Source organism: Rhodococcus yananensis (assembly GCF_020515525.1).
In the GTDB taxonomy this organism is placed as follows: domain Bacteria; phylum Actinomycetota; class Actinomycetes; order Mycobacteriales; family Mycobacteriaceae; genus Rhodococcus; species Rhodococcus yananensis.
Window position 1 is genome coordinate 1 of the sequence record NZ_JAIYEP010000064.1, and the last position, 24,247, is coordinate 24,247.

19 protein-coding genes are annotated in these 24,247 nt (G+C 69.5%); 14 read left to right on the forward strand and 5 right to left on the reverse strand.

Features of this window, described 5'->3' with window-relative positions:
- Positions 1-330: 330 nt before the first annotated feature.
- The 8 genes from LDQ05_RS15050 (at position 331) to purM (ending at position 10,598) form a co-directional block, all read left to right on the forward strand.
- The gene (locus tag LDQ05_RS15050; protein WP_226437760.1) at positions 331-1,629 is read left to right on the forward strand and encodes a M18 family aminopeptidase; all 1,299 of its coding nucleotides are present in this window, start codon (positions 331-333) and stop codon (positions 1,627-1,629) included.
- Between the two features lie 57 nt (positions 1,630-1,686).
- Positions 1,687-2,430 (forward strand): Uma2 family endonuclease, encoded by a 744-nt coding sequence (locus LDQ05_RS15055; RefSeq protein WP_226437761.1) that lies wholly within the window; start codon positions 1,687-1,689, stop codon positions 2,428-2,430.
- A gap of 66 nt (positions 2,431-2,496) precedes the next feature.
- On the forward strand, positions 2,497-4,776 hold the full coding sequence (gene purL, locus LDQ05_RS15060) for a phosphoribosylformylglycinamidine synthase subunit PurL (protein ID WP_226437762.1): 2,280 nt from the start codon (positions 2,497-2,499) through the stop codon (positions 4,774-4,776).
- A gap of 5 nt (positions 4,777-4,781) precedes the next feature.
- On the forward strand, positions 4,782-6,557 hold the full coding sequence (locus tag LDQ05_RS15065) for an alpha/beta hydrolase (RefSeq protein WP_226437763.1): 1,776 nt from the start codon (positions 4,782-4,784) through the stop codon (positions 6,555-6,557).
- Positions 6,558-6,564: 7 nt separating this feature from the next.
- Positions 6,565-7,215, forward strand: coding sequence for a CPBP family glutamic-type intramembrane protease (locus LDQ05_RS15070; protein ID WP_226437764.1), 651 nt, complete (start codon positions 6,565-6,567; stop codon positions 7,213-7,215).
- 97 nt (positions 7,216-7,312) lie between these two features.
- On the forward strand, positions 7,313-7,699 hold the full coding sequence (locus LDQ05_RS15075; RefSeq protein ID WP_226437765.1) for a sterol carrier family protein: 387 nt from the start codon (positions 7,313-7,315) through the stop codon (positions 7,697-7,699).
- Between the two features lie 116 nt (positions 7,700-7,815).
- Entirely contained in the window at positions 7,816-9,399 is a 1,584-nt protein-coding gene (purF, locus tag LDQ05_RS15080; RefSeq protein ID WP_226437766.1) for an amidophosphoribosyltransferase, read from the forward strand.
- A gap of 125 nt (positions 9,400-9,524) precedes the next feature.
- Positions 9,525-10,598 carry a phosphoribosylformylglycinamidine cyclo-ligase gene (gene purM, locus LDQ05_RS15085; protein WP_226437767.1) on the forward strand — a complete coding sequence of 358 codons (1,074 nt, stop codon included), beginning with the start codon at positions 9,525-9,527 and terminating at the stop codon, positions 10,596-10,598.
- Between the two features lie 213 nt (positions 10,599-10,811).
- Here purM and LDQ05_RS15090 read toward each other — a convergent pair whose 3' ends face one another.
- The 4 genes from LDQ05_RS15090 to ygfZ all read right to left on the reverse strand — a co-directional run bounded on the left by LDQ05_RS15090 (position 10,812) and on the right by ygfZ (position 13,964).
- Positions 10,812-11,003: a DUF3073 domain-containing protein gene (locus LDQ05_RS15090; protein WP_226437768.1), complete on the reverse strand. Its 192-nt coding sequence runs from the start codon at positions 11,001-11,003 to the stop codon at positions 10,812-10,814.
- Positions 11,004-11,197: 194 nt separating this feature from the next.
- Positions 11,198-12,154, reverse strand: a complete 957-nt coding sequence (locus LDQ05_RS15095; protein WP_226437769.1) for an asparaginase — start codon at positions 12,152-12,154, stop codon at positions 11,198-11,200.
- Positions 12,151-12,837, reverse strand: coding sequence for an MOSC domain-containing protein (locus LDQ05_RS15100; protein WP_226437770.1), 687 nt, complete (start codon positions 12,835-12,837; stop codon positions 12,151-12,153). Before LDQ05_RS15100 ends, LDQ05_RS15095 begins: the two co-directional genes overlap by 4 nt.
- Positions 12,834-13,964: a CAF17-like 4Fe-4S cluster assembly/insertion protein YgfZ gene (gene ygfZ, locus LDQ05_RS15105; RefSeq protein WP_226437771.1), complete on the reverse strand. Its 1,131-nt coding sequence runs from the start codon at positions 13,962-13,964 to the stop codon at positions 12,834-12,836. Before ygfZ ends, LDQ05_RS15100 begins: the two co-directional genes overlap by 4 nt.
- A gap of 55 nt (positions 13,965-14,019) precedes the next feature.
- Here ygfZ and LDQ05_RS15110 point away from each other — a divergent pair, with 55 nt between their 5' ends.
- The 6 genes from LDQ05_RS15110 (at position 14,020) to LDQ05_RS15135 (ending at position 23,101) form a co-directional block, all read left to right on the forward strand.
- A complete protein-coding gene (locus tag LDQ05_RS15110) occupies positions 14,020-14,874 on the forward strand; it encodes an aminodeoxychorismate lyase (RefSeq protein ID WP_226437772.1) in 855 nt (284 codons plus the stop codon).
- A gap of 204 nt (positions 14,875-15,078) precedes the next feature.
- Positions 15,079-16,602: a cytochrome ubiquinol oxidase subunit I gene (locus tag LDQ05_RS15115; RefSeq protein ID WP_226437773.1), complete on the forward strand. Its 1,524-nt coding sequence runs from the start codon at positions 15,079-15,081 to the stop codon at positions 16,600-16,602.
- A 12-nt stretch (positions 16,603-16,614) separates the two neighbouring features.
- Entirely contained in the window at positions 16,615-17,652 is a 1,038-nt protein-coding gene (gene cydB, locus LDQ05_RS15120; RefSeq protein WP_226437774.1) for a cytochrome d ubiquinol oxidase subunit II, read from the forward strand.
- A complete protein-coding gene (gene cydD / locus LDQ05_RS15125) occupies positions 17,649-19,370 on the forward strand; it encodes a thiol reductant ABC exporter subunit CydD (protein WP_226437775.1) in 1,722 nt (573 codons plus the stop codon). The genes cydB and cydD overlap by 4 nt, the downstream gene beginning before the upstream one ends.
- A gap of 22 nt (positions 19,371-19,392) precedes the next feature.
- Entirely contained in the window at positions 19,393-21,075 is a 1,683-nt protein-coding gene (gene cydC, locus LDQ05_RS15130) for a thiol reductant ABC exporter subunit CydC (protein WP_226437776.1), read from the forward strand.
- Positions 21,076-21,142: 67 nt separating this feature from the next.
- Positions 21,143-23,101: a DNA/RNA non-specific endonuclease gene (locus LDQ05_RS15135; RefSeq protein ID WP_226437777.1), complete on the forward strand. Its 1,959-nt coding sequence runs from the start codon at positions 21,143-21,145 to the stop codon at positions 23,099-23,101.
- A 305-nt stretch (positions 23,102-23,406) separates the two neighbouring features.
- Here the strand turns inward: LDQ05_RS15135 and LDQ05_RS15140 are convergent, their stop codons facing one another.
- Positions 23,407-24,078: a heme-binding beta-barrel domain-containing protein gene (locus LDQ05_RS15140; RefSeq protein WP_226437778.1), complete on the reverse strand. Its 672-nt coding sequence runs from the start codon at positions 24,076-24,078 to the stop codon at positions 23,407-23,409.
- Positions 24,079-24,247 lie beyond the last annotated feature (169 nt).

Genomic DNA, 24,247 nt, shown 5'->3' on the forward strand with positions numbered 1-24,247 from the left:
GTGACCGCGGGGAATTCCCCGCGGTCACCACCATTTCGCGTTGTTCTGGAGTCGGCGCGACAGTGCAGACCGACGCGGTGCAGACGGCGCGGCGCAGACATGGAACGAGGGACCCTGCTCCCGTCCCGATCGGTCTGCAGGGTCCCTCGTTCGTATACCCCGGAGCTCAACCCCCCGATCGGGCTCCGGGCCGGCGCCGCTCGCATCCCCCTACCAGCGACTCCGGAAACCATTTTGCAGGGCGATGCCCGACTTGTCCTGAGTAGGATTACGCAATTCCCGGCGGTGTCTCCCGCGCGACCGTCGGCCGGGTGATGCGAGGATGCTGGCATGTCTTCGATCACGCATGCCGATGCCCGAGGTCTGTGCAGTTTCGTGGACCTGTCGCCGTCACCGTTCCACGTGTGCGCGACGGTCGCCGCGGCATTGACGGATGCCGGCTTCACCGAACTCGACGAGACACACGAGTGGCCGACGTCCCCCGGACGTTTCTACGTGATCCGGGGCGGATCGCTCCTCGCGTGGAGCACCGAAGGTGACGACGTCGCCGCGACCCGGCCGTTCCGCATCGTCGGCGGGCACACCGACAGCCCGAACCTGCGGGTCAAACAGCATCCCGACCTCGCGTCGGCGGGCTGGTCGCTCGTCGGGCTCGAACCGTACGGCGGCGCATGGCTGAACTCGTGGCTCGACCGCGACCTCGGTGTGTCGGGACGGTTCACGGTGCGCGCGGGCCACACCGCCGAGGACGTCCTGGTGCGGATCGATGAGCCGCTGCTGCGGGTGCCCCAACTGGCGATCCACCTGTCCGAGGACCGCAAGGGTGTGCAACTCGACCCCCAACGCCACGTCAACGCGGTGTGGGGTGTCGGCCGCGAGCCGCGCTCGTTCGTCGCTCACGTCGCCGAGCGCGCCGGAGTGGCCCCTGATTCGGTGCTCGGCTGGGAGCTGATGACACACGACGTGACCCCGAGCGCCACGGTCGGGGTCGACGGTGACCTGGTGAGTGCCCCGCGCCTCGACAACCAGGCCACCTGCTACGCCGGGTTGCAGGCGTTGCTCGCCGCCGCCGATCGTGTCGCGGAACAGGCCGGACCGATGCCGGTGCTCGCGCTGTTCGACCACGAGGAGGTCGGCAGCATGTCGGATCGCGGTGCGTTCTCCGACCTGCTGAACACCGTCCTCGAACGGATCGTGCTCGCGCGCGGCGGTGGCCGCGACGAGTTCCTGCGGGCACTGGCCGGGTCGATGGTCGCATCGGGCGACATGGCCCACGCGACGCACCCGAACTATCCGGAGCGGCACGAGCCGGCGCACCGCATCGAGGTCGGCGGTGGCCCCGTCCTCAAGGTCAACCAGAACCTGCGCTACGCGACGGACGCCGCGGGTGCGGGTGCGTTCGCGTTGGCGTGCGAGCAGGCCGGGGTGCCGCTGCAACGGTACGTGCATCGGGCCGACCTGCCGTGCGGGTCGACCATCGGCCCGATCACGGCGTCCCGCACCGGTCTGACGACGGTCGACGTCGGAGCGCCGCAGCTCGCGATGCACTCGGCGCGCGAATTCATGGGCGCCGCGGACGTGCCGGCCTACGCGGAGGCGCTTGCCGCGTTTCTGACCCCCGCGAGCTGAGCCGGTGCGAGACTGAGGGCAGCCGGACCTACCGGTCACGAACGGGGGTGGACGGAGTTGGGAGATCCGTTTTTCCCCGACCATCTGTTGGGACTCGACGAATGGGCGGGGCTGCCGGACCACGAGGGTCATCACGTCGAGGTGTGCGAGGGAGTGCTCGTCGCGGTGCCGCGGCCGGGGGCGGTGCACGATCACGCGGCGCTGTCGGTGGTGCTGCAGCTCGACGCGCAGCTGCCCGCCGAGATGTGCGCGCTCGGCAGTGCGGAGGTGCTCGTCGGCGACGATCCGCTGACGGTGCGGCTGCCGGATGCGATCGTCGTCGATCGGGCCCTCGTCGAGGACGACCCGGACCGTGCGCCGGCGTCCGCGGTCCGGATGGTTGTCGAGGTCACGGACCGGGGGACCGCGCGAACGGATCGGGTGACGAAGTTCTCCGAGTATGCGGAGGCCGGCATCCCCCACTACTGGATCGTCGACCTGATCGGGCCACCGCTGCTGGCGGTGTTCACTCTCGACGACGGCTGGTACCGGTTCGACGGAGAGTACTCCGGAAAGGTGCGGGCGCCGCTGTTCGGACGGAAAGTGGTGCTCGACCTCGATTCCCTGGTCGATCTCCGGCGGCCGCGCGCGGCCACTTCTCCGCCTGCGACCGGCGGCGCCAGCACCGTTGAGCGCGACGAGACCCCGGGTTCCGGGACCCGCGACGGACCGGTGCGGGCATCACCGGGGAACCCCGCGTCGTCGCCGCAGGGTGACGCGGTGCCGACACCGCACGATCCGGTGCATCCCGCGCACCGATAGACTGGCTCCGGCAGTGTCTGCCCGGCCTGCTGTTTTCGATCCCAGAGTGAAGGGACCCGACGCCCAGTGTCATCGCACGTGGATACCGTCACCCACGCCGCCGAAACCCCCGATGTCGCTCAGCCCTATCGGGAGCTGGGACTGAAGGACGACGAGTACGACCGCATCAAGGAGATCCTGGGACGCCGTCCCACGGACGCCGAGCTGGCCATGTACTCGGTGATGTGGTCCGAGCACTGCTCGTACAAGTCGTCGAAGGTGCATCTGAAGTACTTCGGCGAGACCACCACCGACGAGATGCGTTCGTCGATGCTCGCCGGTATCGGTGAGAACGCCGGTGTCGTCGACATCGGCGACGGCTGGGCGGTGACCTTCAAGGTCGAGTCCCACAATCATCCGTCGTACATCGAGCCGTACCAGGGTGCGGCCACCGGTGTCGGGGGCATCGTGCGTGACATCATGGCGATGGGTGCCCGCCCGGTCGCGGTGATGGATCAGTTGCGGTTCGGTGCGGCCGATCATCCGGACACCCGTCGTGTCGTCGACGGTGTGGTGCGCGGGGTCGGTGGCTACGGCAATTCGTTGGGTCTGCCCAATGTGGGTGGCGAGACGGTGTTCGACGCGTCGTACCAGGGTAATCCGTTGGTGAACGCGCTGTGCGCGGGTGCGATGCGTGTGGAGGATCTGCATCTGGCGTTCGCGTCCGGCGCGGGTAACAAGATCATTCTGTTCGGGGCGCGGACGGGTCTCGACGGTATCGGTGGTGTGTCGGTGCTCGCGTCGGAGACGTTCGACGACAGCGACGGCGGTCGGCCGAAGAAGCTGCCGAGCGTGCAGGTGGGTGATCCGTTCACGGAGAAGGTGCTCATCGAGTGCTGCCTCGACCTGTACCGGGAGAAGCTGGTCGTCGGTATCCAGGACCTCGGCGGTGCCGGACTGTCCTGTGCCACGTCGGAGTTGGCCGCGGCCGGTGACGGCGGCATGCACATCCGACTCGAGGCGGTGCCCACCCGCGCCACCGGTATGACACCGGCCGAGGTGCTCTCGAGCGAGTCCCAGGAACGCATGTGTGCCGTGGTGACCCCGGAGAACGTGGACGCGTTCATGGCCGTGTGCAAGAAGTGGGACGTGCTGGCCACCGTGATCGGTGAGGTCACCGACGGTGAGCGTCTCGTCATCGACTGGCACGGCGAGACCGTCGTGGACGTTCCGCCGCGCACCGTCGCGCACGAGGGCCCGGTGTACCACCGTCCGGTGCAGCGTCCCGATTCGCAGGATGCGTTGGTCGCGGACACCACCGCGACGCTGAAGCGCCCGGAGACGGACGACGAGCTGAAGGCGACGCTGTTGAAGATGTTGGCGTCGCCGGCGTTGTGCAGCCGCAAGTGGATCACCGAGCAGTACGACCGGTATGTGCGGGGCAACACCGTGCTCGCGGAGAACGCCGATGCCGGTGTGGTGCGTATCGACGAGGAGACGGGTCGGGGTATCGCCCTGGCGACCGATGCCTCGGGGCGTTACACGCAGCTCGATCCGTATGCCGGTGCGCAGTTGGCGTTGGCCGAGGCGTACCGCAATGTCGCGGTCACCGGTGCCACCCCGAAGGCCGTGTCGAACTGCCTGAACTTCGGGTCGCCGGAGGATCCGGGGGTGATGTGGCAGTTCCAGCAGGCCGTACGTGGTCTGGCGGACGGGTGTGCGCAGTTGGGTATTCCCGTCACCGGCGGCAATGTCAGTTTCTACAACCAGACCGGTTCGACGGCGATCCTGCCGACTCCGGTGGTGGCGGTGCTCGGTGTGATCGACGATGTGCATCGGCGTATCCCCACCGGCGTCGGCCTCGAGCCCGGTGAGACGTTGATTCTGCTGGGGGAGACCCGTGACGAGTTCGACGGGTCGATCTGGGCGCAGGTCGAACACGATCATCTCGGTGGTGTGCCGCCGAGGGTCGATCTCGAGCGGGAGCGTCTGCTCGCGGAGATCCTCACCGCCGGTTCCCGTGACGGGTTGATCTCGGCGGCGCACGATCTGTCCGAGGGCGGTCTGGCGCAGGCCGTCGTCGAAGCGGCTCTCGCCGGAGAGACGGGGTGTCGGATCCTGTTGCCCGAGGGTGCGGATCCGTTCGTGGCGTTGTTCTCCGAGTCGGCGGGTCGTGTGTTGGTGGCGGTTCCGCGTACGGAGGTGTCCCGGTTCACGGGGATGTGCTCGGCGCGGAACATGCCGTGGGTGCGTATCGGTGTGGTCGACGAGGGCTCGGATTCCGTCGAGATCCAGGGCCATTTCTCGGTGTCGACGAGTGAACTCCGCGAGGTCCACGAGGGCGCTCTGCCCGCGCTGTTCGGGTAGGCCGGATGGCGGCTGCCCAGGTCGACAGGCTGGCGTTGATCGAAGCCCGGCAGGGGCAGATCATCGCGGCGGTCACCGATTTCGGTGGCCGCCACCCCCTCACCGCACGGGTGTGGGGGTGGCTCAGCCTGGACTTCACCGGGATCGCGGGTGCCGCCCTCTTCTTCTGCTGGTCGCTGTCCCCGTCGCTGCTGCCCCGCGACTGGCTGTTCCAAGGGCTGATCGGCGGGATCAACGCGGCCATCGGGTACGGGGTGGGGTGCGTCGTCGGCTGGGCCGTCGCGAGATTCCTCCTGGCGGGACGACCGTGGTGGCCGCCGCCGCTGCCCGTGCTGCGGGCGATCAAGGTCGCGGTGCCCGTCGCGGCGGCACTCGCGTGCATCGTCGCACTCGCGCAGGCCGCCGGACAGCAACGCGAACTCGCGGCGCTGATGGGTGCCGAGGGCACCACCACGACCGGGTATCTGCGCACCAGTGTGCTCGCGGTCGCGGTTGCGATGCTGCTCATCGCCACGTGGCGCGGCTTCCGTGACATCTGGCGGTGGATCACGAGACTCCTCATGCGGCGCACCGGAATGCCACCCGGGCTCGCCCGCACCCTCGCGGTGCTCGTCGTCGTTCTGGTGACCTTCATGCTCATCGACGGTGTTCTGCTGCGCGGCGCGTACGCCGTCGTGAACTCCGCCTTCAGCCTGCAGGACGCGTCGACGCGTCCCGGTGTGGAACAGCCGCTGAACCCGGAGAAGTCGGGTAGTCCGGAGTCGCTGGCTCCGTGGGAGACCCTCGGCTTCGAAGGACGCAACTTCGTCTCGCGCGGCATGGACGCCGATGAACTGTCCCGCATCAACGGGGAGCCGGCGGAGGAACCGATCCGCGTCTATGTGGGGCTCGACACCGCCGACACCCCCGAGGCCCGGGTCGATCTGGTCGTCGACGAACTCGAACGCACGGGCGCGTTCGATCGTTCGGCGCTCGTGCTGATCCCCACCACCGGAACCGGATGGGTCAATCCCACTGCCGCGCAGGCGATGGAACTCGTCCACAACGGTGATCTCGCGATGGTGGCGTGGCAGTACTCGTATCTGCCGAGTTGGATCTCGTTCCTCGCCGACCGGGAGAAGGCCGCCGACGCGGGCCGGATGCTCATCGATCGCGTCCACGAACGTTGGCTTCAGGTTCCGGAGGATCGTCGCCCCGAACTGTACGTCTACGGGGAGAGCCTCGGAACCCAGTCCGGGGAGGGCGCCTTCGACACCCTCGCCGCGATCCGGGAAACCGTCGACGGTGTGCTCTGGGTCGGTCCGCCGAACTCGAACCGTCTGTGGGGCCAGCTCGTCGCCCGGCGTGACCCGGGGACTCCCGAGGTCGAACCCGTCTACGCCGACGGGCTCGTCGTCCGGTTCGCCGACGAACGCGAGGACATCGACGAACCCGACACACAATGGTTGTCTCCGCGCGTGCTGTACATCCAGCACGCGTCGGATCCGGTGGTGTGGTGGTCGCCGGACCTGCTCTTCACCCGGCCCGACTGGTTGTCGGAGCCGCCGGGGCCCGATCGGCTCCCGGAGATGCGCTGGTTCCCGGTGGTCACGTTCTGGCAGGTGACAGCAGACCTGACGAATGCGGCCGGGGTTCCGGACGGGCACGGGCACAACTACGGCACCACGATCCTCGACGGCTGGGTGGCCGTCACCCAGCCGGAGGGGTGGACGGACGCGGACACCGAGCGGGTGCGGATCGCGTTGGACGCCGCGCGCAAGACCCAGGGACCCGAGAAGTGAGCGCCCGGTGAAGGTGCGGTTGTGGCAAGGCCCGGTGGCGGCGGCCGCCGCCGTCGGGCTCGGAGCGATGCTGCCGACGCGCAGGGTCGGGCCGCGCGGTCGCGCGGCGCTCGCGGCCGGTGCCGGGATCGGGGCCGTGCTGCTCGCGCGCGCGTCGGGTCTCGACCGGACGGCGCTGGGCCTGGACCCCTCCCGGATCCGAGCCGGTCTCCGCTGGGGTGGCGTCGCGGCGACGGTGATCGGAGGTGCGTACCTGTCGGCGCTGACGGTCCCGGTGCTCCGCGCCCGATTCGTCGACGAGACCGGCGGTGGACGTGACGACTTCTACGAATGGATCGGCGTGCACATCCCGATGGGCACCGTCCTTGCGGAGGAACTGCTGTTCCGGGGTGTGCTCACCACGTTGATCGGCCCGTTCCCGCAGGCCGTCGTGTTCGGACTGTGGCATGTGCGGCCCGCGCTCCTGGCGGGAGATTCGGTGCCGGGCACCGTTCTGGTGACCGGATTGTCGGGGCTGGTGTTCGCGTGGCTCCGTCGGGGCAGCGGCAGTGTGCTCGCACCGGCCCTCGCGCATCTCGCGCTCAACGTGGGGGGAGCGGTCGCGGTGCGTGTCGCGACCGCGGCACGCACCGGCGACGAGAAGCACGGCGGGACGTAGGTCGTCGACCGGGCCTTCCGACCGCATCGTCGTCCGGGATGTCCGTCACCGATCGCGGGTCGCCGGACGGGTGGCGGCGCGCGGCTAGGCTCGGACCGTGGCGCCTCGCAGACCAGTCGATCCCGCAGATCTCCGTTCCGCCGTGCTGCGGGTGCACCGCTGGGTCGCCGACGAGACCGACGACGTTCCCGCACGCGCCGATCTCGCAGCAGCGGTGCGGTTGAGTGCCCGCACACTCGAGCAGGTCGCCCCGGGATCCAGCGTCGAGGTGCGGGTCCCGCCGTTCGTGGCGGTGCAGTGCATCGAGGGGCCGCGGCACACCCGAGGGACTCCGCCGAACGTGGTGGAGACCGATCCGCGCAGTTGGCTCCGCCTCGTTCTCGGTATCGATGGTTACGCCGACGCGGTGCGGGCGGGACGTGTCGATGCGTCGGGCGCGCGGGCGGGGGATGTTGCACACTGGCTACCGCTGTTGAGGGTGTGATCGATGAGTCGTGTGTGGCGGCGGGGACTCGACCGGGGTGCGCGGCGCGGAGGCCCCGTCGGCGACCCGTAGAATGGGGATGCCCCGATTCTGTCCAGCCCTCAGGGAGCACCCCGGTGACCAGTGCCGATCTGTCGGTTCACACACGTAATCTTCTCGCCCCCGACGAACCCGAGAACGAGCCGCGCGAGGAGTGCGGCGTCTTCGGCGTCTGGGCTCCCGGGGAGGACGTGGCGAAACTCACGTACTACGGGTTGTACGCCCTGCAGCACCGCGGCCAGGAGGCCGCGGGCATCGCGGTGGCCGACGGTGCCCAGGTGCTGGTGTTCAAGGACCTCGGTCTCGTCAGCCAGGTCTTCGACGAACAGACCCTCGGCGCGATGCCCGGCCACATCGCCGTCGGACACTGTCGGTATTCGACGACCGGATCGACGACGTGGGAGAACGCGCAGCCGATCTTCCGCACCACCGCCGCGGGGACGGGCGTGGCGCTCGGCCACAACGGCAACCTCGTCAACACCGCCGAACTCGCGCAGCGTGCTCGCGAGCGCGGTCTGATCGATCCGTCCCGCCCCGGTGCGGCGACCTCCGACTCCGACATCGTCGGTGCATTGCTCGCGGACGCGGCCACCGACAGCACGATCGAGGAGGCGGCACTGAAGCTGCTGCCGACGCTGCGCGGCGCGTTCTGCCTCACGTTCATGGACGAGCACACGCTGTACGCGGCCCGCGACCCGTGGGGGATCCGGCCGCTGTGCCTGGGTCGGCTGGATCGCGGCTGGGTGGTGGCCAGCGAGACCGCGGCCCTCGACATCGTCGGTGCATCGTTCGTGCGCGACATCGAGCCGGGTGAACTGCTCGCGATCGACGCCGACGGGGTGCGCTCGTCGCGGTTCGCGGCACCCGATCCGAAGGGGTGCGTGTTCGAGTACGTCTACCTGGCCCGACCGGACTCCACGATCGCGGGGCGGTCGGTGCACGCGACGCGCGTCGAGATCGGCCGACGGCTGGCGAAGGAACACCCGATCGACGCGGATCTGGTGATCCCCGTTCCGGAGTCGGGTACTCCCGCCGCGGTCGGATACGCGCAGGGGTCGGGGCTGCCGTACGGGCAGGGCCTGATGAAGAACGCCTACGTCGGGCGCACGTTCATCCAGCCGAGCCAGACGATCCGCCAGCTCGGCATCCGGTTGAAGCTGAATCCGCTCCGCGAGGTCATCCGCGGCAAGCGTCTCGTCGTCGTCGACGACTCGATCGTGCGCGGCAACACCCAGCGCGCACTGATCCGCATGCTGCGCGAGGCCGGTGCGCTCGAGATCCACGTGCGGATCGCGTCGTCGCCGGTGAAGTGGCCGTGTTTCTACGGCATCGACTTCGCGTCTCCGGCCGAGCTGATCGCCAACGGCGCCGGCACCCGCGACACGGACTCCGGTGAGAACGACTACGACAAGATGGTCGAGATGGTGCGGCAGTCGATCGGCGCGGATTCGCTCGGATACATCTCGATCGACGGGATGATCGGTGCGACGGAGCAGCCGTCGTCGCGCCTGTGCGCGGCGTGCTTCGACGGGCACTACCCGATCGCGCTGCCCACCGAGCACGCCGTCGGCAAGGACGTGCTCGAGGGTGTCGTCGACACGGAATCGGCGACACCGACCGTGCTCGACAACGCGAACGCGGACGTTCTGAGCCGCCCGTAGACCCTGGTCGGGTACCGTGAGTGCGCGGTCGGCGCTGCCGGGCGTGCTTCCGGCATGCCTTCCGACGGTCACCGACCATCTTCGTTCGACAGTATTTCTCAACACGAGGCGGGAGCCGACAACCCATGACCGAGGACACAACCCCCGGAGCTTCCTACGCAGCGGCGGGCGTGGACATCGAGGCCGGTGATCGGGCCGTCGAACTGTTCGCGCCGCACGCGAAGCGGGCCACCCGGCCGGAGGTGCTCGGCGGTCTCGGCGGCTTCGCCGGTCTGTTCGCACTCAAGGGTGACTACAAGGAACCGCTGCTCGCCGCGTCCACCGACGGCGTGGGCACCAAGCTCGCGGTCGCGCAGGCGCTCGACAAGCACGACACGGTCGGTCTGGACCTCGTCGCGATGGTCGTCGACGACCTCGTGGTGTGCGGTGCGGAACCGCTGTTCCTGCAGGATTACATCGCCGTCGGGCGTGTGGTGCCGGAGCGGGTCGCGGAGATCGTCGCGGGCATCGCCGAGGGCTGCGTCCAGGCCGGGTGTGCTCTCCTGGGCGGTGAGACCGCCGAGCATCCGGGTGTGATGGCGGACGGCGACTACGACATCTCCGCGACCGGTGTCGGTGTGGTCGAGGCGGAGAAGGTCCTCGGGCCGGATCGGGTCCGTCCGGGCGACGTCGTCCTCGCGATGGGGTCGTCGGGTCTGCATTCCAACGGTTACTCACTGGCCCGCAAGGTGCTGCTCGAGATCGGCAAGATGAGCCTGACGGCGCATGTCGACGAATTCAGCCGCACCCTCGGCGAAGAGCTGCTCGAGCCCACCCGCATCTACGCGAAGGACTGCCTGGCCCTCGCCGCCGAGACGGAGGTGCGCACCTTCTGCCATGTCACCGGTGGCGGCCTCGCCGCGAATCTCGCGCGGGTGATGCCGAAGGGCCTCGTCGCCGAGCTCGACCGCACGACGTGGAGCCCCGCTCCCGTGTTCGGTCTGATCGCCCAGCGCGGGCGTGTGGAGCGCGCCGAGATGGAGAAGACCTTCAACATGGGCATCGGCATGGTCGCGATCGTCGCGCCCGAAGACGTCGACCGGGCTCTGGCGGTGCTCACCGCCCGCCACATCGACTGCTGGACGCTCGGTTCGGTCCGCAAGGCGCAGGACGGCGACGGTGAGCGTGCCCTGCTGCTGGGTGACCACCCGCGGTTCTGAGTTCCGAGGGCCCGGACGTGCCGGGCCGACGACGAGGGGCGGTGCGGACGTCGACGACGTGCCGCACCGCCCTCGTTCGTGACAGCGTCCGCCCCGACGGCGGGTATCCGTGCGGGGGCCGTGCCATCCGTTCCGAACAACGGTCGTCGCACCTACACCATCAGCGGAGGGGGAGCCGTGTGTCGGCTCCCCCTCCGCTGATGGGCACTGGTGTCAGCGACGCCAGTCGTCGTCGTGGTCGTCGTCCCAACCGGAACGCTGATCCGCGTAGACCTCGTCGCGATGCGAGCTGGATGCACCTCCAGACAACTCTCGCTGAAGGCTGTCGAAGTCGGTGGATGGCGAGCTGTACTTGAGTTGCCTTGCAACCTTGGTCTGCTTTGCCTTAGCCCGGCCGCGGCCCATGGCCAACCCCCTCGCGCTTTGACGGGGCGGCCTGGGGAATTCGGCGGCCCCGGTGTGTTGAGTATTTTCCTGAGCACCACTTTAGCGTGGAAAACGTCGTTGCGCTTCCACACACCCGCCCGCGGCCGTGTCCGGTTCATCTCAGAACGACACGACCTGCGGTAATACGATTTTCAAGTTGTCGGATGTGGTCCCTAGAACACTTCGGGGACGGCGCGGACGGTCCCGACACGCACGCCACCACCGAGAACCGGCTGCGACGCGAGGCCCGCGAGTCGCTCGTCGGACGACGCGCCGAGCCGTCGGAGGATCGTCGCGGAGAGGGGAAGCCGCGCCCGCTCGTGCCCGTCGTCGATCTTGAACGCGAAGGACGATCCGTCGGGCAGGGCACCGGCGTGGATGCCGTCCGCGCCCGCCTTGCACACGAGCCCGGGCACGGCCTCCATGAGGCGCAGATCGTCCTTGCCCGCCCCCGACACGAGGTACGGATGCTCACGGATCGAGTCGGCCACCGCGCGTTCCGGGGTGCCTTCCGCCGCGGTCACCAGGCGCGAGTACGCCCGTGCCAGATTCACCAGCGGAACCGGCACGATCGGCAACCCGCACCCGTCGATACCCAGGTCGGTCTCCTCCTCGTCGCCCGTGAGATCGAGAACCGTCTCCGCGACCGCGCGCTGCAGGGGGTGCGCGGCGTCGGTGTAGTCGACGGTGCTCCATCCGTGGGCGGCGCACGTCGCGAGCATCGCCGCGTGCTTGCCCGAACAGTTCATGTAGACCGGGCGTGGCCCACGACCGGCCGCGAGCACCTCGGCGCGGGCCAGTTCGTTGCCCGGCAGATCGGCCGGGCACAACAGGTCACGTTCGGTGAAGCCGGTGGCGTCCAGCAGGTCCTCGACGAGTTCGACGTGATCGGACTCACCCTCGTGTGATGCGGTGGCGATCGCCAGTTCCGCCGTGTCCCGCGGGGTGAATCCGAGCCGCAGCATCGCGACGGTCTGCAGAGGCTTGTTCGTCGACCGCGGATAGATCGGGGTGTGCACCTCCCCGAGGGACACCAGGACCTCCCCGCGTGGATCGAGTACGACCAGGGATCCGCGGTGGACGCACTCCCGGAAACCGGAGCGCACCACTTCGACCAGTTCGACGCTCAATACTCCACCTTCACCTTCTGTCCGGCGACCCGGCGGCGGGCCTTGTCGGCGACACTCGGCGACAGGTCGTCCTGCTGCTCGAGCATCACCGCGATCCGCTCGGGGTCGCGTCCGGTGAACAGATCACGCACCGTCACCCTGTGCTCGGGGACGTGTTCGACGACGATCCGGTCGCCCGCCCGCACCGGCCCCTCGGCGAGCACCTTCAGATACGCGCCGGTGTCCCCGCGCGCCGCGAACCGACGGACCCATCCGGGTTCACCCGACCACACACCGAAGGTGCCGCACGGGGTCCGCGGACCGGTGACCTCGAGGACGAGACCGCCGTCACCGACGCGCCAACGCTCACCGATCACCGCGTCGGTCGTCGCGATGCCGCACAACCGCAGGTTCTCCCCGAACCATCCGTCGGGTAACTCCCGGCCGAGTTCGGTCGCCCAGCGCTGCGCCTCGTCGTCGCCGTACACGTACACGGCCTTGAACCGCCCGCCGTGGTGCTCCGTGTCGCACTGCCGGTCCCCGGTCAGCCCGAGGACACCGACGTGGACGGCCTCGTCGACGGGACGCTTGTCGATACCGGTGATCGGTACCCGGCGCGTGCCGCTGTCGCGGACCGCGTGCAGCACGCACACCGACCGGACCAGTCCGGTCGTGTTCGTCGGCTCGCCCGAGGTGGCGTTCACCGTCCGCGCAATCGTTCGACCGCCAACCGACCGGCCTGGACGGTGACCTCCGAAGGGACGGAGTCCGCGTCGACCGCGGCGGCGCAGTCGCCGACCGAGAGTGCGGTGCCGGCGTCGATCGTGCGTTTGACCAGGGCGAGGGCGATGGGGCCGAGCTCGTGGTGGTCGACCACCGTGCCGATCCGCCCGACACTGCGACTTCCTGCGGTCACCGTGTCGCCCGGCGCCGGCCGACTGTCGGCGGATCCGTCGAGATGCAGCAGCAGCAGGTGCCGCGGTGGTTTACCGAGGTTGTGGACGCGCGCGACGGTCTCCTGACCGCGATAGCAACCCTTGTCGAGGTGGACGGCGCCGGCCTCGGCCGGTCCGCCGATCCACCGGACCTCGTGGGGGATGGTCCGCTCGTCGGTGTCGAGTCCGATGCGCGGTCGCACGGCTTCGACCCGCAGGGCCTCGAACGCCCAGCTGCCCGCCGGGCGGGCTCCGGCCTCGGTGAGCGCGGTGAACACCTCGACGAGGTGGTCGCGGGGGACGAGCAGATCGTAGGCGTGTTCGGTGGGCCACGGCATGCGGCGCACGAACCCGCCGGCGGGTAGCGGCAACGCCCCGTACGGTTCGGCGGGCAACGCTTCGAGACCCAGCGCGGCGAGGATCGCGGGACCGGTGGAGTCGGGTCCGAGCAGGCTCAGGACGGCCAGTTCGTTGCCGTCACGCGGTTCCGCCTGGGCCCAGAACACCATCTTCGTGAGGAACCCGAGCAGATCGGGACCGCGGTCGGGTTCGGTGTCGATCCAGGTGACACCGTCCAGGTCCGTCATGACGAAGTGGTGTTCGACGCGACCGTTCGAGTCGAGGCTCAGATTCTCGGCCGACGTGCGGTCGGGCAGGGCCTGCACGTGCTGGCTGGTGATGGTGTGCAGCCACGACAGGCGCTCGTTGCCCGACACCGCGATGACGAAACGGTTCGACCGGTCGACGACCACCGCGGACCGGGTGGCGGCGCGCTGTTCGGCGAGGGGGTCGCCGTGGTGCCAGGGAACCCCCTCGTCGGGACTCGGGGGTGGTGATGCGACGGCATCGGGGAGCGCGAGCAACGGACTGTCGGACACGACGGGAATCTCGGCCACGACACCAGTCTATGGCGAAGCGACCGGAAGGGGTGCAATGGCTAGGGTGGACCCCATGGCTGATCGCGTACTGGTGACGCTCGACGGCGAGGTGCGGGATGCGCAGGAACCCCTGTTGCATGCCGACGACTTCGGGGTGCTGCGTGGAGACGGCGTGTTCGAAACCCTGCTGGTACGTGACGGTCGCGTGTGCGCGGTCGACGCGCATCTGGCGCGGTTGGTGTCGTCCGCGTCGGCGGCCGATCTGCCGGAGCCGGATCTCGACGAGTGGCGGCTCGCGGCGGAGATGGCCGCCGAGCAGTGGGGCAGGCAGAACGAGGGCGTGCTGCGACTCGTGTACACGCGGGGGCGTGAGGGCGGCGACACGCCCACCGCGTTCGTTCTGGTCACGCCGGTGTCGGGGCGGGTCGAGGGGGCGCGCCGCGACGGTGTGTCGGTGATCTCCCTCGAGCGGGGGTTCTCCGTGGAGGTCCCGCAGAAGTCGCCGTGGCAGATGCTCGGCGCGAAGACCCTGTCGTACGCGACGAACATGGCGGCGCTGCGTCACGCCGAATCGGTCGGTGCCGACGACGTGATCTTCACCAGCAGCGAGGGCTTCGTTCTCGAGGGTCCGCGCTCCACGGTGGTGCTGGCGCGCGGCCGCACCCTGATCACGCCGCCGCCGGAGCACGGTGTGCTGCCGGGCACGACACAGCAGGCGTTGTTCGATCTCGCGGCCGACCGGGATTTCACCGTGCGGTACGACGGGGTGCGCCCGGCGGACCTCGTCGTGTCCGACGGGGTGTGGCTGCTGTCGAGCATCGCGCTGGCGGCGCGGGTGCACACCCTCGACGGGCACACGATGGCCACGGACGCGCTCGCGGGGGAGATCGAGAAGCTCGTCGACGAGGCGGTCGCCGTCGCGCGGTAGTGACCGGGCGCACGCCCGGGTGAGATGGCGCGGATCGGGTGTGCGCATGTGTCGATCGACACCGGATGCGGGAACTTCGACGATTCTCTACTACTGTGCGTAGTAACGCCTCGCGTTCGATCCGTGGACGCGACAATGAGGCGCAGGGACCGCGACACCCGAGCGGATTCCGAGATCCTGTACCTGATTTCGGTCGGAGTTTCCATGGATGTGTTGGACCTGTCCCGATGGCAATTCGGGATCACGACGGTGTATCACTTCATCCTCGTGCCGCTGACCATCGGGCTCGCCCCGATGATCGCCATCATGCAGACGATGTGGGTCGTCACGAAGAAGGACCACTGGTACCGCCTCACCAAGTTCTTCGGCAAGATGTTCCTCATCAACTTCGCGCTCGGTGTCGCCACGGGCATCGTGCAGGAGTTCCAGTTCGGCATGAACTGGAGCGAATACTCCCGGTTCGTCGGAGACGTCTTCGGAGCACCCCTCGCGCTCGAGGGTCTCGTCGCGTTCTTCCTGGAATCGACGTTCCTGGGGCTGTGGATCTTCGGTTGGAGTCGACTGCCGAAACTCGTGCACCTCGCGACCATCTGGATGGTGGCGATCGGCGTCAACGCGTCGGCCTACTTCATCATCGCGGCGAACTCGTTCATGCAGCACCCCGTCGGCGCGGAGTACAACCCGGAGACGGGACGCGCCGAGCTGACGAGTATCTGGGAGCTGCTCACCAACAACACCGCGCTCGCCGCCTTCCCGCACGCCGTCGCCGGCGGTTTGCTCACCGCGGCCACCTTCGTCGCCGGTATCGGCGGCTGGTGGATGGTACGGAACATGCGCCGCGCCGCGTCGATTCGATCCGGTGAGGTGACCGACGGCACGCCGGAGGAAGCCGATCGGCTCGAGGGCGATGCCCGCGGCATGTTCCGCCCCGCCACCCGCATGGGGCTGCTCGTGATGCTCGTCTCCGGTGTGGCGCTGTTCGTCACCGGCGACGTCCAGGCGAAACTCATGTTCGAGCAGCAACCCATGAAGATGGCGTCCGCGGAATCGCTGTGCCACACCGAGACCGATCCGAACTTCTCGATCCTCACCATCGGAACGCACAACAACTGCGACAGCGTCGTCCACGTTCTCGAGGTGCCCTACGTGCTGCCCTTCCTCGCGCAGGGCGAATTCACCGGGGTGACCCTGCAGGGCGTCGAGGACCTGCAGGCGCAGTACGAGGAACAGTTCGGTCCGGGCAACTACAAGCCGAACCTGTTCGTCACCTACTGGGCGTTCCGCGCGATGATCGGCCTCGGCGTGGGATCCGCCGCACTCGCGTTCGCCGGACTGTGGGTCACCCGCCGAGGCCGGGTTCCCGACCAGAAGTGGTTCTCGTGGCTGAGTATCGCCGCGATACCCACCCCCTTCCTCGCCAACAGCGCGGGCTGGATCTTCACCGAGATGGGTCGCCAGCCGTGGGTGGTGCACCCGAATCCGACCGGTGTGGACATGATCCGTCTCACCGTCGACCAAGGGGTCTCCGACCATGCGCCGGCCACGGTGATCACCTCGCTCGTCGCGTTCACCGTCGTCTACGCCGCACTCGGGGTGGTCTGGTTCTGGCTGATCCGCCGCTACGCGATGGAAGGTCCGCTCCCGCACGACGCGCAGCCGCCCGGCGACCACGACGACGACGATTCCGACGACACCGGGCAGCCGAAACAACTGTCCTTCGCGTACTAGGGGAGATCGGTCATGGGACTTCAGGAAGTCTGGTTCGTCCTGATCGCGGTGCTGTTCACCGGATACTTCGTGCTCGAGGGCTTCGACTTCGGCGTCGGCATGCACATGCCGATCCTCGGCCGGGGCCGCGACGCGACCGCCGACACCCGGCGACGGGTCATGCTCAACACCATCGGCCCCGTCTGGGACGGCAACGAGGTGTGGCTCATCACCGCCGGCGGCGCGCTGTTCGCGGCGTTCCCGGAGTGGTACGCCACCCTGTTCTCCGGGTTCTACCTGCCGCTGCTCCTCATCCTGCTCGCGCTGATCCTGCGGGTGTGCGCCATCGAATGGCGCGGCAAGATCGACGATCCCGTGTGGCGTCGACGATGCGACTACGGAATCATCGTCGGTTCGTGGGTCCCGGCCGTGCTGTGGGGCGTCGCGTTCGCGAACATCATCCGCGGTGTCGCGATCGACGCGGACAAGCAGTTCGTCGGCACCCTGTTCGACCTGCTCAACCCGTACGCGCTGCTCGGCGGTGTCACCACTGCGCTGGTCTTCGCGTTGCACGGCGCGGTCTTCCTCGCACTCAAGACCGACGGGGACGTCCGTGAGGACGCCGTGAAACTCGCTCGGCGACTGGCCGTTCCGGCGATCGTCGTCGCGGGAGGGTTCGTGCTGTGGACCCAGCTGGACCACGGCAAGGGCTGGACGTGGATCCTCGTCGGTGTCGCCGCCGTCGCACTGGTGATCGTCGCCGCCCTCACCGCCGTCGAACGCGAAGGCTGGGCGTTCGTGTTCACCACCGTCGCGATCATCGCCACCTCCGTGCTGCTGTTCGCATCGCTGTTCCCGAACGTCATGCCCTCGACCCTCGATCCCGCGTGGTCGCTGACCATCGAGAACGCGTCGTCGAGTCCCTACACGCTGAAGGTCATGACGTGGGCCGCGGCGATCATGACGCCCGTCGTCCTCCTCTACCAGGGATGGACGTACTGGGTGTTCCGCCAGCGCATCTCGGCTCCGCAGATCCCACCGTCGATCGGACTGAAACTCGGAGCGAAGTGACGGTCGACGGCGCGATCGGGACCGCGACCGCACCCGACACGGTCCCCGTCGGCCCACGCCGGCGGGGACCGGTCGACCCGCGCCTGTGGCGTCATTCCGCTCCCGCACGCGGTTATCTCGTCCTCACCGTCGCCACCTCCGTCGTCGACGTCGCCGCGGTCGTCGTCGTCGCACTCACGATCGGGCGGATCCTCGCGGGACTCGTCACCACCGATGCGCGTACCGTCGCCGACTGGGCGCGCGATCTCGCGATCCTCGTCGCCGCGATCGTCCTGCGGGTCGCCGTCACCTGGGTGCAGTCGCGCTTCGCGCACCGCGCCGCGACACGCGTCGTCGCCGGACTCGAACACGACGTCCTCGACGCCGCCGCGACCCTCACACCCCGCGAACTCGATCCGCGTCGCGACGAGATCGCCACGGTCCTCACCCGCGGACTCGACGGACTCGGCGAATACCTCACCGGCTATCTGCCGGCGCTGATCCTCGCGGTGATCCTCACCCCGATCACCGTCGTGGTCATCGCCCTGCACGACCTCACCTCCGCGGTGATCGTGGTGATCACACTGCCCCTGATCCCGATCTTCATGATCCTCATCGGGCTGCTCACCAAGGGGAAATCCGACCGCACCCTCGCGGCGATGACCACGCTGTCGTCGCAACTGCTGGACCTTCTCGCCGGCCTGCCCACCCTGCGTGCACTGGGCCGGGAACGCGGACCCGAGACGAGGGTCCGTGAACTCGGCGACGATCACCGCCGCACCACCATGTCGGCGCTGCGGGTCGCGTTCCTGTCCGGCACCGTCCTCGAGTTCCTCGCCACGTTGTCGGTGGCGCTCGTCGCCGTCACCATCGGGATGCGGCTCGTGCACGGCGGGATGCCCCTCGAGGCGGGCATCGTCGCACTGATCCTCGCCCCCGAGGCATACCGTCCGCTGCGGACCGTCGGGAGCAGGTTCCACGCGGCCGAGGACGGCATGGCCGCTGCGGAACGCGCATTCGCGATCCTCGATCGGCCCGGTCCGCGCCGCCGACGCGGCCGGGCCGCGCACCGATCCGCACGGCCGGTCACCGCCGCCCGCATCGTCATCGACGGTCTGTCGGTGACCGGTCGCGACGGCTGCGCCCCGCATCGGCTCGACGCCGTCTGCCGACCCGGCGAGATCACCGCGCTCACCGGACCGAACGGCTCCGGCAAGTCCACCGCGCTGCTCGCCGTCCTCGGCCTCACCGACATCGCCGAGGGCACCGTCACCGTGGACGGTCACCCCGTCGCCGCCGACGAATCGTGGTGGTCGTCGGTCGCGTGGCTCCCGCAGCGCCCGGTGCTGCTGCCCGGAACCCTCGCCGACAACCTGCGCCTCACCGGTGCGGACCCCGACGACCCCGGGCTCGACGCGATCTGCGCGGCAACGGGCTTCGACCGGGTGCTCGCCGAGGTCGCAGACGGCTGGAACACCGTCGTCGGAACCGGCGGAACCGGACTGTCGCTCGGCCAGCGGCAACGACTCGCCCTCACCCGCACCCTCGCATCGGACCGGCCGGTGCTGTTGCTCGACGAACCCACCGCGCACCTCGACGACACCGCCGAACGGACCGTTCTCGACACCCTCCGCGCGCTCGCCCGCCGCGGCCGCACCGTCGTGATCGTCGCGCACCGGCCCGCTCTCCTCGCGATCGCCGACCGGGTCGTCACCGTGCACGCTCAGGAAACGTCGTGACGGCACACGAGGGGGAATCACGATGAGCGATCTGCGTCGCGCCATGGCGCTGCTCGAACTCGAACCCCGACGGGTGCTGCTCGCGATCCTGGCCGGTGTCGCGACCCTCGGCAGCGCCCTGACCCTCGCCGGGCTGTCGGCGTGGCTGATCATCCGCGCGTGGGAGATGCCCCCGGTGCTCGACCTCACCGTCGCTGTCGTCGCGGTGCGCGCACTCGGTATCTCCCGCGGCATCTTCCGCTATCTCGAACGGATCGCCACCCACGACACGGCCCTGCGCGGCACCACCGCGGCCCGGGCCGGGCTGTACCGGCGGCTCGCCGAAGGCGATCCCGCGGCCGCCGCCGGACTCGCCCGGGGCGATCTGCTGGCCCGCACCGGCGCCGACGTCGACGCGCTCGGTGACGTCGTGGTGCGCGCGCTCGTGCCCATCGCCGTCGCGGCAGTCCTCGGTGTCGCCGCCGTCGTCACCGTCGGCGTCATCGCACCCGCGGCCGGCGCGATCCTCGCCGGGGCGCTGCTCGTGGCCGGTGTCGTGGCACCCCGCGCGTCGGCGCGCGCCGCGGCCCGCGCCGACGCCGACGGCGACGCCGAACGCACCCGGTTCACGGAGACCGCCGTCACCGTCCTCGACCACGCCGCGGAACTACGGGTCGCGGGGCGGCTCGGCACGACGACTCGGCGTGCCCGTACCGCGAACATCGCCTCGGTGCGGGCCACCGACCGGTCCGCCGTACCCGCCGCGTTCGCCGACGCCGCCGCGCCCCTCGCACTCGGCGCGGCCGTCCTCGGCTCCCTCCTCGTCGGAATCGTCGCGATCGGATCGGGACCCGACACGATCGCCGTGACGACGCTGGGGATCCTGGTGTTGTTGCCGCTGTCGGCCTTCGAGGCCACCGAGCCGCTGCCCGGCGCAGCGAAGACACTGAGCCGTGCGCGGCTCGCGGCCACGCGGATCGTCGAACTCCTCGACCGCGCCGAACGACCCGTCCCGCACGGCACCGCATCCGCGGACGGACCGGGCGGACTCCGCGCCACCGGGCTGCGCAGTGCCTGGCCCGGTGGCGTCGTCACCGAGGCCGTCGACGTCGACGTCGAACCCGGCGCCAGGATCGCCATCGTCGGCGCCAGCGGCAGCGGTAAGACCACGACCCTGATGACCCTCGCGGGTCTGCTGCCGCCGGCGGCGGGCAGCGTCACCCTCGACGGCGTCGATCTCGCCGATCTGGATCCGGCGGCGTTGCGACGTCGTGTCGGGTTCTTCGCCGAGGACGCGCACGTGTTCGACACGTCGATCCTGGAGAACCTGCGGGTTGCGCGCGGCGACGTCGCCGAGGCGGAGGCACACGCGGTGCTCGCCGCCGTCGGACTCGGTGGCTGGGTCGCATCGTTGCCCGACGGGGTGCACACGTCCCTGCAGGCGGGGGCGCGGGCGGTGTCGGGAGGGCAGCGTCGACGACTGCTGTTGGCACGGGCGTTGCTGTCGCCGGCGACGGTGCTGCTGCTCGACGAACCCGCCGAGCACCTCGACGCGACCGATGCCGCGCACCTGCAGCGGCAGTTGCTCGACCGGTCGTCCGGACTCGTCGACCCCGGTCGTGCCGTCGTGCTCGTCACCCATCAGTTGCCGGACGACACCGCCGCCGATCGGGTGCTGCACGTCCGGGTCGGCTCCGAGGCCGGGCCGGGTACCGAGGTCGGGTAGTGCACTACGCGTGCCCCCGCCGCAGCCCGCCGTGAGACTGGGCGTGCACCGACGGCAGGGGACACAGATGAGCATCATCGACACGCGGTCGGACGGTCTGCCCGACCGCCATCCGTACACCCGCGGTGGGCCACCCACCGAATACGACATCCAAGTGGACGCCGCTCGCCGGCGTCTCGACGCCCGCGAACCCGAACGCGACGCTCACGAGAAGACACTGGCGCGGCCGAACGGGCTCGCCGAGGCGGACTCGGGACTGCGGATCCGCAAACGCCTGGCACGGATCGGCAACTACTATGCGCCCGCCGGGGCGGATGTGCCCGCCCCGGTCGCCGACCTCACCCGGGCCGGTGGCCCGACCGATCCGCGCGACGTCGACCTCGAACGCATCATCAACGCCGCGGACTTCCTCGCCGTGCGCTATCTCGACGAGGGTGTCGTGGCGGCCCGGTCGGTGGGTCGCGTGCACATCGACGTGCGGGGTGGTCGCCCGCGCGGATACGGCACCGCGTTCATGGTGTCGCGGACACTGCTGCTCACCAACCACCACGTCCTCCCCGATGCGCAGACCGCGCGGGCCAGCCGGATCGAGTTCGACTACCGCGACGGTGTCGGTGGCGCACACGTCGAACCCAGCAGCTTCGGTCTGGATCCCGACCGGTTCTTCGTCGCCGACCGACGACGGGACTTCGCACTGGTGGCGGTCGACGCACCCCCGGGTGAACTGGACCGGTTCGGATTCAACCGGCTCACGGCGCGGCAGGGCACCGTGATCATCGGGGAGTACGTCACCATCGTGCAGCATCCGGGCGGCCGCAAGAAGGAGATCGTGCTGCGGGAGAACCGTCTCGTCGACATCCCGGAACAGTTCGTGCACTACACCGCCGACACCGAACCGGGATCGTCGGGCTCGCCGGTGTTCAACGATCAGTGGGAGGTCGTCGCGCTGCACCACGCGAGCGTGCCGGACCCGGACCGGCGGGACACCGGGGGCGTGGTCAACGAAGGCGTACGCATCAGTGCGGTGCTCGCGGCGCTGCGGTCGTGGGACCTCACGCCCGATCGACGACGGCTGGTCGACGAACTCGTCGAGGTCGGCGACAGTGCCGGCCCGGCGGGGACCGCCGCCGACGAATCCGAGCCGTACCCGGACGGTGAGCCGGTGGGGAGCCGGGAGGCACGTGCCGTCGACCCCGACTACGGTGCGCGCGGCGGCTACGATCCGACCTTCCTGGGTGTCGACCTCCCGCTACCGGAACTCGACGACCGCTGGGCCGACGTCGCCTCGGACGAACTGCGCTACCACCATTTCAGCATCGTGATGCACCGGCGCAGACGGATGGCGCTGTTCACGGCGGTGTGCATCGACGGTGCCGCACTCGAGAGGCCGACACGGGGCCGTGACCGCTGGATCCGGGACCCGCGGATCGCGTCGGGCGAGCAGACCGACGAGGCCGTCTACCGGGACAACCCGTTGGATCGGGGCCATCTGGTGCGGCGACTCGACCCCGCGTGGGGACCGTCCGCGCGGGCCGCGAACGACGACACCTTCCACTTCACCAACTGCAGCCCGCAACACCACGACTTCAACGCGGGACGCACCCTGTGGTCGGGACTCGAGGACTACGTCCTGCGGGGCGCGGACAGCGCCGACCTGCGGATCGCGGTGTTCACCGGGCCGGTCCTCGCCGACGACGACCCGCCCTACCGCGGAATCACGTTGCCGCGGCAGTTCTGGAAGGTGGTCGCCATGGTGCGGCGTGACGGCAGCCCGTCGGCGACGGCCTACCTGCTCAGCCAGGAGGCGATGCTCGACGAGTTCCGTGCGGGGCCGGAGGACTTCTCGTTCGGTGCGTATCGCACCTACCAGGTGCCGGTGCGCAGGGTCGCGGACATCACCGGGCTGGGCCTGAGGCCGTACATCGCTGCGGATCCGCTCGAGCGGATCGACGAATCCGAATCGGTGCGGTCGGGGGCGGGGCTGTCGGCGCGGGAACTGCTGCGTCCACAGGACATGATCCTGTGACGTCGACGCCGAAATTGCGTTGCGGGAGTGTCCGGCGGGCGCGTAGCTTCGCTGGTACACGAGGAAGGAGGTGGTCTGGAAGTGATCTGCATTCGGACACGTGAGGTGACCACCAGCTAGCTGCGTGACGCCGATGGAATTCACCGACGGATCGAAGCCGGCGAATCCCAGGTGGTCACCCGGCCCCCGAGCTCCCCGGTCGTCCGGCCGGGACACGCGGGACCAGGACATCGTCCGGTTCCGCGACACGGCTCGGGGGCCGTCCGCGTCACCGGACAGGTGTCGTGGCGGGTAGCGGTGGTGTGTCAGCCGATGTAGCGGGACAGGCGCGCGGACATCCGCGGGGTCAGGTCACCATCGGCGTCGACCCGTTCCTCGACGTACGCGAGATCGCCGTCCTCGACGATGCCGTACAGGCGCTTCGCCCCGCCCACGACCTCACCCGACCGGCTGCGGATCACGACGTCGGTGGCGAGTTCCCAGGACGACTGCGTCAGGGCCGTGCCGTAGTACAACTCCACGACGCCGGAGCTGTGGGTGAGCAGCAGTTCGAGCGTCTCGGGATCGTCGCCGTCGGGGGCGTCGGTCCCCGCGACACGCCAGTAGCCGGATTCGCGGCGATGATGCCCGGCGAACCGGCCGTCGGCGTCGAGACGCCACGACCGTGCCTCCCAGACGAGGAAGGGGTCGCCGTCGTGCGAGACCGTGATCTGCTGGCCGAACCGGTAGTCGCCGGACTCCGGATCGTTGCCCTCGCCCTCGCCGCGCCACACACCGACGAGCGGCAGCAACGCGAGCAGGGCGGGATTCAGATCGGGGCCGAGACGCAGATTCGCGGTGTCCTCGGGGCCCGGAAGCCCGGCCAGGGTGGGGACGTTGAGTTCCGCCGTGACCCTGGCGCGTTCCTCGGCCCGCGCGATCGCGTCGTTTCCGCTGCGCCGGGCGTCGCCGGCGGCTCCGTCTGCGTCGGCCGTCACGACTCGTCGGTGACCAGGCGGTAGATCGTGTACAGCGCGAACCACGTGATGAGGAGGGCCGCAAGGACAAGCAGAGCTTCGAAGAAGATGACCACGCGCTCATTCTAGACCGCCGCCTCGAGGCTCCACGACGAAGGCCCCGCTCCGGGCGGAGCGGGGCCGATCGGAA